Source organism: Arthrobacter sp. (assembly GCF_031988865.1).
GTDB lineage: Bacteria > Actinomycetota > Actinomycetes > Actinomycetales > Micrococcaceae > Arthrobacter_B.
Map to the genome: position 1 here is coordinate 23707 of NZ_DALZXY010000026.1, position 14913 is coordinate 38619.

The window sequence follows — 14913 nt, forward strand, 5'->3', positions numbered from 1 at the left end:
AGGTCCACAGACGATTCCACGAAGACAGACGGCTCCGAGGAAACATCCGCGAAGAATTCACGCGAAGGAGTCCGCTGATGGAGCGTCCCGGCGACAACACCCGGTCCGCGGCCCGATCCCGCAGCCGCCGCAAGACGGCCTATTCAGTCTCCGCCGGCGTTGTGCTCCTGGCAGCGGCCGGTGCGCTTATTACCGCGGGAGCCGTGGCTGCTCCAGCCGGATCCGGCATCGCTGTCCAGCCGCCGGCAACCCAGGTTCCGGCCGGAGCGCTGACAGCGGTCTGCCCCCAGCCGCTGCGGTTGCTGGCCGGGAATGTCTCCGGGACCGACGCGGAGTACAGCCCCGTCTCGGAGTCGGCCGCCACCGCGGTCAGCTCCGTGGTCCTGGGTGCACCGGGCGCAGCCCTGCCGCCCGCTGAACTTAGCGAGCTGGACGGTGGAAAACCTGTGGCCGGTATCAAGGCAAGTGAAGAGGTTCCGCTGGCCGGGGCGCGGCTTGCCGGTGTGCTCTCAAACCAGTCGGTGGGCACCGTCACGGCGCTGGAGGCCGAGCCCAGCGGGAACGTGCAGTCAACAGCGAACGCCGTTCTGGGATATACCGCCAAGGACGGAGACCTGGCCGGCGTGGCCGCCGCAAACTGCCAGACACCGGGCAACGACATGTGGCTCCTCGGAGCACGAACCACCGTGGGCGCCACCGCCGTACTGCGGCTCTCCAACCCGTCGGTAACGCCGGCAACAGTCGACCTGGACCTGCATGGTTCCGCGGGGCGGATAGAATCCGGCGGCAGCCGCGGCATCGTCGTCGCGCCGGGCGAAACCCGTTCCATCATCCTTGCCGGCCTGGCCGCCAACGAAGACGCCGCGGCAGTCCGTGTCCGCAGCTCAGGCGGGCCGGTCACCGCGGTCATCGAGCAGAGCATCCTCCGCGGACTTACACCCGGCGGTGTGGAAATCATCGAACCAACGGCCGCTCCTTCTCCGCGGCAGGTGATCACCGGCGTCGCCCTCCAGTCACCCGGAACTATCCGCAAGCTGGCCGAACAGGAAGGCCACGCCTCCGTGGCGCCCGTGCTGAACGTGGCCGTTCCGGGGACCTCCGACGCCGCGGTGCACCTGCGGGTCTTCGGACCCGACGGCGAAGCACAGATTCCCGGCGGCGGAGTCTTCAGCGTGCCGGCCGGCACGGTGGGTAAGATCCCGCTCGTCGACCTCCCCGAAGGCACCTATTCCCTGGACCTCTCCGCTGACGTGGCCGTCACAGCCTCGGCGGTATTCAGCCGCGGCACCGAACCCGACAAACGGGTGGAACTTGCCGTCGCACCGGCCGACTCACGGCTGGGCAGCGAACATCTGGCGGTTGCCGTTCCGGGCGGGAAATCCTCGCTGGTGTTCACGGCCCCCGACGGCGCCGCAGAAGTCAGGCTCCGCGCCATCGGCACGGACGGGACCCCGCAGCAGGAGAAAGTCGTGGCAATACCCGCCGGACGCACACTGACCCTGAATCCTTCGGACATCGGAACCGGAAGCGTGGCCGGTGTCCTTGTGACAGCGGTGGGCGATGCCGTGTACGGCGCGCAGCTGGTCACCGAGGACGGGCCCGGCATCTCGGTCCTGCCGCTGCCGGAAGGCAGTACGGGCAGCCGGACCGCCCAGGTCGGTATCGGGTACTGAAGCTGCTGTAGGCGTTCCTAGAGCGGGCGGAACCGGCCGTACGTGGGATCAATCGCCTCCGGATCCATGCCCTTGAGTGAGGCAAGCTGCTCCACCACAACGTCGTGGATCAGTTCGCTGACCGGGACGAGTCCGCGAGCCGTCGACTCAACCGGCCGCCGGTAAACAGTAATGGCCGGGGGTTTCGGGCCCTTGCCCGGAGCCGCGGCCGCCAGCGGGATCGCGCCGCCCTTCCGGACCAGCTCTTCGAGTCCGTCCGGTATTTCCTGCACCACAAACTGGTAGGAGAGGATGTCTTCACCCCAGAGGCGTTCGAGCCGCTGGGCGGACTCCATCACCCACTCGTCGAAACGCTCCGCCCGGGTGCGGGAACCGGCAAGGTGCGCGGGAAGCAGCTCGCCCCGCAGGCCGCGCCCGTGGCGGTTGCGCCGGCGCCGGTGGAAAGGGCGCGCAGGAACCGGATCCGGAGCTCCTGCGCCGGATCCGCCGTCGAGCCTTATCCGATAGGAAGATCCTGGAGGCATACAGCCCACTCTAGTCTGCAGTGTGCTAGCCGGGGAGACCGCCGCGCACCCGTTCCGCAGCGGCGTAACGACGGCGGTGCGGCGTGGCGGCTGGCTGGTGGCAGGCGCAAGGGTAAAGTGTTCCTCCGTGGGATCCTTACGTCTTTGTTCACGTTCAGCGTGCCGGCAGGCCGCCGTCGCTACTTTGACGTACGTGTATGCGGATTCCACTGCCGTGCTGGGGCCGCTGGCCACTTATGCCGAACCGCACTGCTATGACCTCTGCGAACTGCACGCGCAGCGCCTCACCGCCCCGCGCGGCTGGGAAGTCCTTCGGCTTGAGTTCGGCGAACAGCCCCGCACCCCGGGACCGGACGAACTCTCCGCGCTGGTGGACGCAGTCCGCGAAGCCGAGGTAGAGGAGCCGGCCACAGAGGACCCATCTGCCCGGCGCAGCGGCAAGCATGCGCTGGAACCACCTGTTGATTTCACCGGCGGCCGCCGTTCCCACCTTCGTATCCTCCGCGAAGAAGTCCGCGAACAAAGCTAACCGAGCTAACCACGCTTCACCAGGGCTGGCCCACCGCTACATAAAGGTAAACAAAGCCAGCCGTACCGCCTATGTCCGTAAGCTATAGGCTGGAACCATCAGCCGGGGGACGAACCGCGGCCGGGGCATTATCAACCGTTTCGCTAGGAAGTGCTGTATTCATGGCTAACCTGACCGCCGATCTTCTGGACGTCCTGCGCTGTCCGCAGACGCATTCGCCGCTGAAACAAGCCGGCGACGACCTTGTTTCCACCGCGCCGGGCCCCGATGGACAGCCCGTCCGCTACCGCCTCGAAGAGGGCATTCCCGTCCTGCTGGTGCCGGCGGCTGCTGACACTCCGGCAGCCGAAAACACCAGCAGAAACTGAGGAACTCCACCCGTGAGCATCGACTTCAAAGTAGCTGACCTGTCCCTGGCCGAAGCCGGCCGCCACCAGATCCGGCTGGCCGAACACGAGATGCCCGGGCTGATGTCCCTGCGGCGCGAGTTCGGTGCGAGCCAGCCGCTGGCGGGAGCCCGGATCGCCGGTTCCCTCCATATGACGGTCCAGACGGCCGTGCTGATCGAGACCCTCACCGCCCTGGGTGCCGAGGTCCGCTGGGCCTCCTGCAATATTTTCTCCACCCAGGACGAGGCCGCTGCCGCCGTTGTGGTGGGCCGGGGTACGCCGGAAAACCCGCAGGGCGTCCCCGTCTTCGCCTGGAAGAACGAGTCGCTCGAGGAATATTGGTGGACCGCCGAGCAGATCCTCACCTGGCCGGAAGGATCCGGCGGACCGAACATGATCCTGGACGACGGCGGCGACGCGACAATGCTGCTGCACAAGGGCGTTGAGTTCGAAGCAGCCGGCGCCGTGCCGGCCAATCCGTCGGAGGACGATCCGGACTATTCGTTTGAGTACACCATCATCCTGGACACCCTGCGACGCTCGCTCGCCGAGGCACCGGGGAAGTGGACCGAAATTGCCAAGGGCATCCGCGGTGTCACGGAAGAAACCACCACCGGTGTACTCCGCCTCTACCAGCTCGCTGCCGAGGGCAAGCTGCTGTTCCCGGCCATCAACGTCAACGATTCCGTGACCAAGTCGAAGTTCGACAATAAGTACGGCGTCCGGCATTCCCTGCCGGACGGACTGAACCGGGCCACGGATACCCTGATCGGCGGCAAGGTCGCCGTCGTGTGCGGTTACGGTGACGTCGGCAAGGGCGCGGCCGAGGCCCTTCGCGGCCAGGGTGCCCGCGTCATCGTCACCGAGATCGACCCGATCTGCGCCCTGCAGGCAGCCATGGACGGCTACCAGGTGGCTCGCCTGGAGTCCGTGCTTGGACAGGGCGACATTTTCATCACCACCACCGGTAACAAGGACATCATCATGGCGTCCCACATGTCGGCGATGAAGCACCAGGCAATCGTCGGCAACGTGGGCCACTTCGACAATGAGATCGATATGGCCGGGCTGGCACGCGTCCCGGGAATCCGCAAGGTGGAGATCAAGCCGCAGGTCCACGAATGGATCTTTGATGAGGGCACCGAGGCGCAGCGCAGCATCATCGTGCTCTCCGAAGGCCGCCTCCTGAACCTGGGCAACGCGACCGGACACCCGTCCTTCGTGATGTCGAATTCCTTCGCCAACCAGACGATCGCCCAGATTGAGCTGTTCACCAAGTTTGGCCAGGCGAAGGACGACGGCACCCCCGAGTACGCCAACGAGGTCTACGTCCTGCCCAAGATCCTCGACGAGAAGGTGGCCCGCCTGCACCTGGCGGCGCTCGGCGTCGAGCTCAGCGAACTGAGCAAGAGCCAGGCCGAATACCTGGGCGTGGACGTGGCCGGTCCGTACAAGCCGGACCACTACCGCTACTAAGCGTTCAAGCACAAGCCGGCGGCACCGCGGATTTTCCTGCGGCGCCGCCGGTTGCCGTTTAACGGTTTTCGAACGGCAGCCGGTGCAGGCGCTCACCGATCTGCCCCGTGCGGCGGCGCTGCGCGCTGAGCCGGGCGAAATCACGGTCCCGCCGCTGCGCCATCACCGCACGCAAATACGATTCAGGGACGGTGCCGGGCGGGGGAGGTGGGGAGACGAAGGCCGAGACCTCGGTGGCCAGCGAGACGCCCAGCTCCGTGCGTGCTGGGGGCGTCATCCGTTCAGCCTGCGCCAGGAACCGGGACGCCCGCCGGGACAACGGGTCCGGCAGGCGGCCAATGTCCGCCAGCGAAGCCCAGGGGGCCAGTTCCATGGGCATCACAACCACGGGAGGCGGCGGAGCCTTCACCCGCTCCCGCAGTGCATAGGTGCCGGCGAGCATGTCGCCGAGGCGCTTGGATTTCTCATTAAAGACCGCCGTGACGAAGGCCAGGGAACCGGCCAGCATATAGATTTCCAGGACAGCCAGGATCCCGCGCGTGAACGCCTGCCGGAAGCGCACCGCGCCGCCGTCGTCACGCACGATCCGCAGGCCCATGACCAACCTGCCCAGCGATTTTCCGCGGGTGAGGGTCTCGACGGTCACGGGGACCGCCACAATTACCAGCACGACGGCGGCCAGCAGCAGGGTGCGGGTCAGTGCCGGGTCAAGCGAGCCATCCAACGTGTTGCCGACCAGGAAAAAGATCAGGAAGAGCAGCAGGAGCTGGGCCACAATGTCGATGATCGTGCTCAGGGCGCGGGCCGCGAATGACGCCGCGCGGAGTTCCAGGACAACGGCCTCACCGGTCACGACCGTGCTCATACCAGCCTCATGCTTTCCCCATGTCTTCTCCGCCGGGTTCCCCGCGGGCTCCTGCTCGTCGGATCCCACTCTACCCATGCGGTGCGGACCGGCGGGGAGAAAGTTTCGGGGGATGGACGCCCCAGCCTGGCAGCCCCGCGTGGCCGTGAAGCGGGCGGGTCCGGTGCCCGCTAGGGTGGAGGCGTGGACATGGAAGCCTTCGCCGCCGTGCACCGGGAAGACTGGCAGCGGCTTGACGAACTCACCGCGCGGCGCCGGCTCACCGGGGAAGAAGCCGACGAACTGCTGCTGCTCTACCAGCGCGCCTCGACGCACCTCTCGGTGATCCGGTCCACCGCACCCGAAGGTACCCATTCCGCCGCGCTGTCCATGCGGCTCTCCCGGGCCCGGACCCGGTTCACCGGTGCCCGGTCAAACTTCCTGGAAGACGTTGCCGGCTTCTTCGTCTATTCGCTGCCGGCTGCCTTCTATCGCGTCCGCTGGCTGACGGTGGTGATCGGAGTGCTCTTTATCGTGGTGGCCTGGTTGGCTGGGCACTGGGTCGCGAACACTCCCGGAGTGCTCGCCGCCATGGGTACGGACGCCGAACTCCGCCGCTATGTGGAGTCAGATTTCGCGAACTACTACTCGGAGAACCCAGCGGCCTCGTTCGCAGGGATGGTGTGGACCAACAACGCATGGATTGCGCTGCAGGCTGTCGCTTTCGGGGTCACCGGGATCTGGGGGCCCTACATCATCTACCAGAACGCCATCGGGGTCGGTACCGCGGCCGGGACGATGGCGTCGTTCGGGGAGCTCGATACGTTCTTCGGCTACATCCTGCCGCACGGATTCATGGAGCTGACCGCGATCTTCGTGGCAGCGGCCGCAGGCCTGCGGATTTTCTGGGCCCTGGTTGCCCCGGGGCCAAGGACCCGGGTTACCGCCCTGGCACAGGAGGGCCGGTCCTTGATGACCGTAGCCCTGGGCTTGGTGGTGGTTCTCTTCATCTCCGGACTCGTGGAGGGTTTTGTTACGCCCAGCGACCTGCCCACGTGGCTGCGGATAGGGATAGGAGCGCTGGTGCTCGCCGCCTACTGGGCCTACACACTGGTACTGGGTAGACGGGCCTATCAAGCCGGGCACCGGGGGGACCTGCTCTCCCGTGACGCGGGTGAAGCCTCGGTCCGTGCCGCCTGACGCCCCGGCAGCCTCCTGCACAAAAGCGGGCGGCAGCGATTCGGGGTGGCACCCGAAATCCCGGGTCAGACCCCGGTAGTGTCTAAGAAGGACGGAACCGGAACCCCCACCACCGGTGACTTCATACAGGATTGGGATGAGAGACGAAGCAGTGGCAAGCCAGGACCAAGACCCCACTACGGAACCCGCGCCAGCCGGTGAGGCCCCTGCGGGGAAGGAAGCCGGCCTTAGCGATGCCAGCGAGACGATCGTCAGCGGCAGCCACGCAGCCGGGCGCCGGGACACTGCCCGCCCGGCAGATCCCATTCCCGCGGAACACGATGCCTGGGAGGCGGAATTCGCCGGTCTGGCAGGCTCCTGGCCGGCTGGCGCCGAGCCAGTAGATTCCGAACCAGAAGATTCTGCCGCCGGCCTGGCAGCCTCCGGACCGTCCGGCGTGGAGGCGGCGCCGGCAGCTGCCGTACATGAGCAGAGCGAGGCAGCCTCGGCAATTAATGCTGACACGGAGCACCCGGTGCCGCCTGTGGGCCGCCGTACTGCCGCTGAAACCGATGCTGTTCCTGGCGGACATCCCTCCCTGGCCCAGCGCAGCACCCTGCCGATGCGCGCAGCCAGCACCATGCCCAACCTGAACCGGAACGCCGGGAAGGCCGGGAACGCTGAGACTACGGAAGCGGCCGAGAACGCGGCTAATCCCGCTCAAAACGTGGGCCCCGCGGCTGCAGCGGCTGCAGGCCGTGATGCTGACGCTGGCCGGGACGCTGATGCAGGCCGGGATCCGGACACTAATACCAGCCGGAACCTGGACGGCGATGCCGCAGCAGACAGCACCGACGCTGACCGCGGGCCCTGGTACGCATCCGGCAGCAAAAGTTTGGACCAGGACACAGACCGTGACGCGGACCTGGAGACTGATCGGAATGCCGGGCAGGACGACGTTGACGAGAGCGTCCAGGACGAAGAAGCCCTGCGCCGGTCCGAGGAACGCGAACGGGCTGCAACCCCTAAGCCTGTCCTTGCCCGCATCATCCAGGTGATGATTGCTGTTTTCTTCCCGGTCATGCTGCTGGCAGCCGCCATCCGCGCTGTTGCCACCCCGGTGTTCCTGTGGATCGAGTACTACCGTCCCGGGTTCCCTGCCGACAGCTTCGGGTTCACTGCCGACGACCGCATGACGTACGGTTCCTACGCCGTTGACTACCTGCTGAATTTTGCCTCGCCGCGCTATCTGGGCGACCTGGTCACGCCCGACGGCGATCCCCTGTACCTGGCTTCCGAGGTTTCACACATGGCGGACGTCAAGGCCGTGCTGGGCATAGCCTTCCTGACCGCTCTGGGCATGGCGCTGCTGAGCATCGCGGGCGGAATCTACCTTGCCCGTCGCTGCCCGGGAGGCATCCGGCGCGCCCTGTTTGCCGGATCAGTGGCAACGCTTGCCCTGATTGCCGGCCTGCTGGTCGCCGCCGTGCTGGCTTGGGAACAGTTCTTTACACAGGTCCACTCGATCTTCTTCGCGCAGGGCAACTGGACGTTCCGGCTCGACGACACCCTGATCCGGCTCTTCCCCTCCCAGTTCTGGATGGATTCGGCCGGGGCGGTCGCGGGCATCGTGCTCCTGGCCAGTGTGCTCGTCCTGATCTTCACCTGGCCCACGAAACGCCGGCGTGAACGGTCCCGCTTGGCCCGTGAGGCGGCCCGCCGGCAGTACCTGGACTCCCTCGAGGCCCTCTAACGGCCCCTCGACACCACGTAAGAAGGGAGGTCCGCCCATCGGGGCGGACCTCCCTTCTTCCTTTCCCATCGAGAGGGCAGGACAGAAAAAGCTCGTTCCAGGCCCCAAAAGAGCCCCGTTTCTGCCCTCTTTCGGTGGCGGGTTACTTGGCGTACAACTTGTCGACTTCGGCCGAATAATCGGCAATAACTGCCTGCCGCCGGAGTTTCAAAGTTGGGGTGACATGTCCGGTTTCGGGGGAGAAGTCGTGGGGGAGGACGGTGAAACGGCGGATTTGCTCGGCACGGGAGACTGTTGCGTTGGCTGCATCCACAGCCTCCTGCACCTGGGCCTGCACCAAGGGATTCTCCGCTGCCGGACCCGTTTCGGGGCCGTGTCCCTGCTCGCGGGTCCACACAGCCAGGGCTTCCTCGTCCAGCGTGACCAGTGCGCCCACGAACGGGCGTCCTTCACCAACAACGACGACCTGCGAGACCAGCCGGTGTTCCCGGATCTTTTCCTCCAGCGGTCCGGGCGCAACGTTCTTGCCGCCCGCCGTGACCAGCAGGTCTTTTTTCCGTCCGGTGATGGTCAGGAATCCGTCGTCATCCAGTGCGCCGACGTCGCCCGTATGGAACCAGCCGTCGGTGAAGGCCTCGGCATTGGCGGCCGGATTCCGGTGATAGCCCTTGAAAACACCAACACCCTTAACCAGAACCTCGCCATCGGCGGCGATCCGGACGGCATTGCCGGGCATCGGCAGGCCAACCGTGCCCACCCGGGTCAGCGGCATCGTATTGACGGATGCAGGGGCAGTTGTCTCCGTGAGGCCGTAGCCTTCCAGGACCGAGATGCCGGCGCCGCGGAAGAAATGGCACAGCTGCGGGCTGAGCGGGCTCGCGCCGGAAACGGTCATGGACAGCTGTCCGCCGAAGACGTTCCGCACCTTCGGGTACAGCAGCGCATCAAAAACCCGGTGCCGCAGGCGCAGCGGCAGCGAGGGTCCCTTACCTCCGCGGCCGGCGCTGTCCAGGGCTTCGGAATAGGCGACGGCAGTTGCCGCGGCGGAGTCGAAAAGCCGGCCCTTGCCCGCGGCTTCCGCGCTTTCCTGCGCGCCGGTGTAGATCTTTTCGAAAATGCGCGGAACGGCGAGCAGGAATGTGGGCTGGAATGTTTTCATGTCGCCAACCAGGGCGGAGGCGCTGGCGCTGTGGCCCAGCTTCACGCCGGCTGCCAGGCAGCCGATCTGAACGGCGCGGGCCAGGACGTGTGCCAGCGGCAGGAACATCAGCGTCCGGGCGCCCGGGGCCTTGAGCATCTCGGGGAGGAGCTCGATGACGTTGACGCCGAAGACGGCAAAGTTGCCGTGCGTGATTTCGCAGCCCTTGGGACGTCCGGTCGTGCCGGAGGTGTAGACCAGGGAAGCGGTGTCCTCGAGTCCGCGGGCCGAGCGGGCGGCTTCGAGTTCGCCGTCGCTGACCGATGAACCGGACGCGGCGAGGGCACGAAGGTCCGTCCCGCCGTCGTCGTCGGTCAGATACCACACTGGTATTTCCAGTCCGGCAGCTCCGGCGCCCGCGGCAACGACGGTGGCCTTGGCCTGATCCTCGGCGAAGACCAGCTTGGCGCCGGAATCTTCAAGGATCCACTGGACCTGGGTGGCGGAGGACGTCTCGTAGATCGGGACGGTGACGGCTCCGGCGAACCAGATCGCGAGGTCCACGACAGTCCACTCGTAGCGGGTGCAGGACATCACGGCGACGCAGTCCCCGGGCCGGATACCCTGCCGGATGAGGCCCTTGGCAGCGGCGGACACCTCGCCAAGGAACTCGGCAGCGGTAACGTCGTCCCAGCCGGAGGCAGATTTGCGGGCATAGAGCGGCTGTTCCGGAGACCGGGCAGTCCGCCCGAGAAGGATGTCCGTGACGTTTGAGTCAGCCGGAAGTTCGACGAACAAGTCCGTGGAGGATTCGCGCACTGCGCCTCTCTTTCCGTGCGTGGGGCACATTGCGTTGAGACCTAGATCCAGCTCGGCATCCACATTCGGAGCCGCCATTCAGAATAGGGGATGTTCTCTGCCGTCCATACCGGATAGAAGAACGCGGAGACGAGAATAACGGCGGCAAGGAAGCAGCCGACGCCGATCAGTCCGCGCCTGCGGCGCTGGGCGGTGTCCCGGTCCCGGCCCAGCACCAGACCGAGGACATAGGTCAGGGCAAGGATGAGGAATGGTTCGAAAGACACGGCGTAGAAGAAGAACATGGTGCGGTCCGGGAAAGCGAACCAGGGGAGATAGCCGGCGGCAATTCCTGCGAGGATGGCCCCGGCCCGCCAGTCCCTGCGGCCGATCCAGTAAGCCAGCAGCACACCGAGGCAGATCAGGGCCGCCCACCAGATCAGCGGGTTGCCCACGGACGTGATCGCCGAGGTGCAGGTCTCAGAGCCGCATCCCGGGCTCCCCGGGTCCGGCGTCTCATAGAAAAAGGACGTGGGCCTGCCCAGGAAGAGCCACGTCCAGGCATTGGCCATATAAGAGTGCTCTGAGGTCAGGCCGTTATGGAACTCGTACGCGCTGCGGTGGTATTCCGCCAGCGACCGGAGCGAATCGGGGAGCCAGCCGAAGGCAGCGGAGGGATTGCTTTCCGCCCACTGCCGCCCGTAGGCACCGCTGGAGAGGAACCACCCCGTCCACGTGGCGGTGTAGGTGGCCAGCGCGGTAGGGATGATCGTGAAGAAGGCGGGAACGCCGTCCTTGAGCAGGGCGAGCGGCCAGTTTCGGATCCCGGCGACGCGGCGGGCACTCACATCCCACAGCACGGTCATCAGGCCGAAGACGGCGACGAACGCCAGGGCGGACCATTTGGTGCCGACCGCCAGCCCGAGGCAGACACCGGCCACGAGGCGCCACGGACGCCAGAGCAGCCATGGCCCGGTGCGCAGGGCGACAAGGGAAGGTGTGCTGCCCGGCGGGATGGCGAGTTTGCGTGCCAGCCGCCTCCTGCCGTCGTCGCGGTCGAGGAGCAGGGCACCGAAGGAAGCCAGCACCCAAAAGGTGAGGAAAATATCCAGCAGTGATGTGCGGGAGTGGACCAGGTGGTGGCCGTCGACTGCCAGCAGGACGCCCGCCACTGCGCCCAGAAGCGGGGACTTAAACAGCCGGTAGGCGATCAGGGCCAGCAGCAGGACCGTGAGGGTGCCGGTCAGGGCCGCGGAGAAACGCCAGCCGAAGCTCGACTCCGGGCCGAAAAGCGCCATACCGAAGGCGATCATCCATTTGCCCACCGGCGGGTGCACCACGTACTCCGGCCCTTCCAGCAGCACGTTGGGCTGGCCGGAGGTAAAGGAATCGTTGGCATTCTCCGGCCACGCCCGTTCATAACCGGAGAGCAGATAGGAGTAGGCGTCCTTGACGTAGTACGTTTCGTCGAAAATCAGCGAGTCCGGTTCCCCCAGCCGGACAAAACGGAGAACTCCTGCCAGCAGGGCGGCACCCAGCGCCGCAGCCCAGGCCCAGTGCGGCGCAGGAAGCGCGGCACCGAGCAGCCTCTCCCGCAGTGCCTGGAGAGTGAAGGCCTGTCCCGGTTCCAGCACCGGCGGCGCCTCAGCCCGGGGTGGGGCAGGGGTCAAGGACAGGGTCACACGCTCAACTGTATAGCCTGTCGCGTAGGGTTGATGGGTGGACTCAAGCATCGATGGACCCGGGCAGCCGGCAAACTTCAACGGCACAACAGACAGCACGGAAGTGCGCCCGGTGCAGGGCGCCGAGGATGCCGCATCGCGGCGGAGCCCCGGGACCGGCGGGCAGATCGTGCTGGCGGCCACCCCGATCGGAAACGTCGGTGATGCCACCGTCCGCCTGATCGACCTGCTTCAGCACGCGGATGTGATTGCCGCCGAAGACACGCGGCGGCTGCACCGGCTGGTCAGTGCACTCAACATCACCACCTCCGGCCGGATCCTCAGCTACCACGAGCACAATGAACAGACCCGTACCGCCGACCTGCTGGAACTGGTCCGCGGCGGGGCAACCCTGCTGATGGTCACCGACGCCGGTATGCCCTCGGTCTCCGACCCCGGCTACCGCCTGGTGGAGGCGGCCGCTGCCGAAGGCATCGCGGTCACGGCAGCCCCCGGGCCCTCCGCGGTGCTCACCGCGCTGGCCCTCTCCGGCCTGCCGACGGACCGGTTCTGTTTCGAAGGGTTCCTGCCGCGCAAGGCAGGGGAGCGGGCCGCACGGCTCGCGGAGCTCGCCACGGAACGCCGCACCATGGTGTTCTTTGAGGCCCCGCACCGGCTTGAGGTTATGCTCCGGGCGCTCGACACCGCCTTTGGCGGCAGCCGGCCGGCCGCCGTCGCCCGCGAGCTGACGAAACTGCATGAACAGGTTCTTCGGGCGCCACTGCGTGAACTGCTTGCCTGGGCGGAGACCAGCGAAGTCCGAGGTGAGATCGCCGTCGTCGTCGGGGGAGCCGGGGAAGCCGCGCCGGAAGCGCCAGAGGACCACGTGGAAGCCGTTAACGAGCTCATCAGCCAGGGATCCCGGCTGAAGGACGCCGTGGCCAGCGTGGCGTCCGACGCACGGATCAGTAAGCGGGAACTGTACTCCGCTGTGCTGGCCGCCCGAAGCAGCGACAAGTAGGGGCCGGGGCGCGGATTTGGTCGGGCCAAGTGCACAGTGATGTGCGCCCGCCATTGTGCAGGAATGCATTTACAGTGTTCCGCCCGCGTTTTACGGTGAGTTGAGAGCACCGGTCAGATTGTGATCCGGAAAACCCGCATATTTTGGAGGCGCACCCATGGCTGTATCCGCTGAACGCGAGGCCGAACTGCTGGCCCAGGTTCCCACCGGCCTGCTGATTGATGGACAGTGGCGCGAAGCCACGGACGGGAAGACCTTCGAAGTTGAGGATCCCGCCACGGGCAAGGTGCTCCTGAGCATCGCAGACGCCAGCACCGAAGACGGTGCCGCTGCAATGGACGCCGCTGCCGCTGCACAGGATTCCTGGGCCCAGACCGCTCCCCGCGTCCGCGGCGAGATCCTGCGCCGGGCCTTCGAACTCGTTACGGCACGCGCGGAGGACTTCGCCCTGCTGATGACCCTTGAAATGGGCAAGCCCCTGGCGGAGGCCCGCGGCGAAGTTGCCTACGGTGCCGAGTTCCTGCGCTGGTTCTCCGAGGAAGCCGTTCGCGTGACCGGCCGCTACGGCATGTCTCCGGACGGCAAGTCGCGGATCATGGTCACCAAGAAGCCGGTGGGCCCCTGCCTGCTGATCACTCCGTGGAACTTCCCGCTGGCCATGGCGACCCGCAAGATCGCCCCCGCGGTGGCTGCCGGCTGCACCATGGTGCTCAAGCCCGCCAAGCTCACCCCGCTGACGTCGCAGCTGTTCGCCGCCGTGATGATGGAAGCCGGCCTGCCCGCCGGTGTCCTGAACGTCGTTTCCACGACCCAGGCCGGGGAAGTGACCGGCCCGATCATGAAGGATGAGCGCCTGCGCAAGGTTTCCTTCACCGGCTCCACCCCGGTGGGCCAGGCCCTGATCCGCGACGCCGCGGACAACGTTCTCCGCACCTCGATGGAACTCGGCGGCAACGCCCCGTTCGTCGTCTTTGAGGACGCCGATATCGACAAGGCCGTTGAAGGCGCCATGGCCGCGAAGCTGCGGAACATGGGCGAAGCGTGCACCGCTGCCAACCGGTTCATCGTGCACGAGGACATCGCGGACGAATTCTCCGAGAAGTTCGCTGCGAAGGTCGGTGCAATGACCGTTGCCCGCGGCACCGAGGATGAATCCAAGATCGGCCCGCTGATCGATGCCAAGTCCCGCAACAAGGTCCATTCCCTGGTTGAGGACGCGATCGACGCCGGTGCCACGGCCGTTGTTGGCGGAGCACCGGTGGACGGCCCGGGTTACTTCTACGCCCCGACCGTGCTCAAGAACGTTCCGGCCGGCGCACGCATCCTCAAGGAAGAGATCTTCGGGCCGGTGGCCCCGGTCATCACCTTCTCCACGGAGGCCGAAGCCGTGAAACTGGCCAACGCGTCCGAATACGGGCTGATCGCCTACGTCTTCACCGAGGACCTGAACCGCGGCCTGCGGATCGGCGAGAAGCTGGAAACCGGCATGCTCGGCCTGAACGCCGGCGTCATCTCCAACGCTGCGGCCCCGTTCGGCGGCGTGAAGCAGTCGGGCCTCGGCCGTGAAGGCGGAGACGAAGGCATCGAGGAATACCTCTACACGCAGTACATCGGCATCGCCGACCCGGCTGCGTAATCGCTGACCGGCTCCGGCCGGTCGCTGCGAAGAAAAGTCCCGGCACCGAGGGTGAATCCCCTCGGTGCCGGGACTTTTTCGCGTTAACGCACCGGAGATAACGCAGCGGAAAAGTCCTGCCGGCCGGCTCAGCCCCGGCGGCCGCGTCCCAGCGAGGCGGGGAACAGGGCGGCCTTGATCCGCGTACCCGCGGGAACCGAGGCCCGCAGCCCTGCCACAACCAGCTCCACGTCAGCCCAGGAGGAGGGGACCCGGGCCCGGGCTCCGGCCGGCCCCGAAGCTGACCCTGGCG

The 14913-nt window shown here is 66.5% G+C and carries 12 protein-coding genes; 8 read left to right on the forward strand and 4 right to left on the reverse strand.

The annotated features are described in order from the left end of the window. The first annotated feature begins 77 nt into the window (after positions 1-77). A complete protein-coding gene (locus tag RTN46_RS07050) occupies positions 78-1673 on the forward strand; it encodes a DUF5719 family protein (RefSeq protein ID WP_312180121.1) in 1596 nt (531 codons plus the stop codon). 17 nt (positions 1674-1690) lie between these two features. Here RTN46_RS07050 and RTN46_RS07055 read toward each other — a convergent pair whose 3' ends face one another. Next, complete coding sequence (locus tag RTN46_RS07055; RefSeq protein WP_312180122.1) at positions 1691-2197, reverse strand: metallopeptidase family protein; 507 nt, start codon at positions 2195-2197, stop codon at positions 1691-1693. Positions 2198-2324: 127 nt separating this feature from the next. On the opposite strand from RTN46_RS07055, the gene RTN46_RS07060 reads away from it, so the two are divergent. The 3 genes from RTN46_RS07060 (at position 2325) to ahcY (ending at position 4591) form a co-directional block, all read left to right on the forward strand. Next, positions 2325-2726 (forward strand): DUF3499 domain-containing protein, encoded by a 402-nt coding sequence (locus RTN46_RS07060; RefSeq protein WP_312180123.1) that lies wholly within the window; start codon positions 2325-2327, stop codon positions 2724-2726. Positions 2727-2887: 161 nt separating this feature from the next. Further along, positions 2888-3094 carry a hypothetical protein gene (locus RTN46_RS07065; protein WP_312180124.1) on the forward strand — a complete coding sequence of 69 codons (207 nt, stop codon included), beginning with the start codon at positions 2888-2890 and terminating at the stop codon, positions 3092-3094. 12 nt (positions 3095-3106) lie between these two features. Next, positions 3107-4591 carry an adenosylhomocysteinase gene (ahcY, locus tag RTN46_RS07070; protein ID WP_312180125.1) on the forward strand — a complete coding sequence of 495 codons (1485 nt, stop codon included), beginning with the start codon at positions 3107-3109 and terminating at the stop codon, positions 4589-4591. A 58-nt stretch (positions 4592-4649) separates the two neighbouring features. Here the strand turns inward: ahcY and RTN46_RS07075 are convergent, their stop codons facing one another. Next, a complete protein-coding gene (locus tag RTN46_RS07075) occupies positions 4650-5456 on the reverse strand; it encodes an RDD family protein (protein ID WP_312180126.1) in 807 nt (268 codons plus the stop codon). A gap of 183 nt (positions 5457-5639) precedes the next feature. Between RTN46_RS07075 and RTN46_RS07080 the strand changes: the two genes are divergently transcribed. Further along, positions 5640-6635 (forward strand): stage II sporulation protein M, encoded by a 996-nt coding sequence (locus RTN46_RS07080; RefSeq protein WP_312180127.1) that lies wholly within the window; start codon positions 5640-5642, stop codon positions 6633-6635. Positions 6636-6771: 136 nt separating this feature from the next. After that, positions 6772-8367, forward strand: a complete 1596-nt coding sequence (locus RTN46_RS07085) for a DUF1461 domain-containing protein (RefSeq protein WP_312180128.1) — start codon at positions 6772-6774, stop codon at positions 8365-8367. 142 nt (positions 8368-8509) lie between these two features. Here RTN46_RS07085 and RTN46_RS07090 read toward each other — a convergent pair whose 3' ends face one another. Next, positions 8510-10324, reverse strand: a complete 1815-nt coding sequence (locus tag RTN46_RS07090; RefSeq protein WP_312180130.1) for an AMP-dependent synthetase/ligase — start codon at positions 10322-10324, stop codon at positions 8510-8512. 41 nt (positions 10325-10365) lie between these two features. After that, positions 10366-11985 (reverse strand): phospholipid carrier-dependent glycosyltransferase, encoded by a 1620-nt coding sequence (locus tag RTN46_RS07095; protein WP_312180132.1) that lies wholly within the window; start codon positions 11983-11985, stop codon positions 10366-10368. Between the two features lie 112 nt (positions 11986-12097). Here RTN46_RS07095 and rsmI point away from each other — a divergent pair, with 112 nt between their 5' ends. Continuing rightward, complete coding sequence (rsmI, locus tag RTN46_RS07100) at positions 12098-12985, forward strand: 16S rRNA (cytidine(1402)-2'-O)-methyltransferase (RefSeq protein ID WP_312180135.1); 888 nt, start codon at positions 12098-12100, stop codon at positions 12983-12985. Between the two features lie 157 nt (positions 12986-13142). Then, positions 13143-14621, forward strand: coding sequence for an NAD-dependent succinate-semialdehyde dehydrogenase (locus RTN46_RS07105; protein ID WP_312180133.1), 1479 nt, complete (start codon positions 13143-13145; stop codon positions 14619-14621). Positions 14622-14913 lie beyond the last annotated feature (292 nt).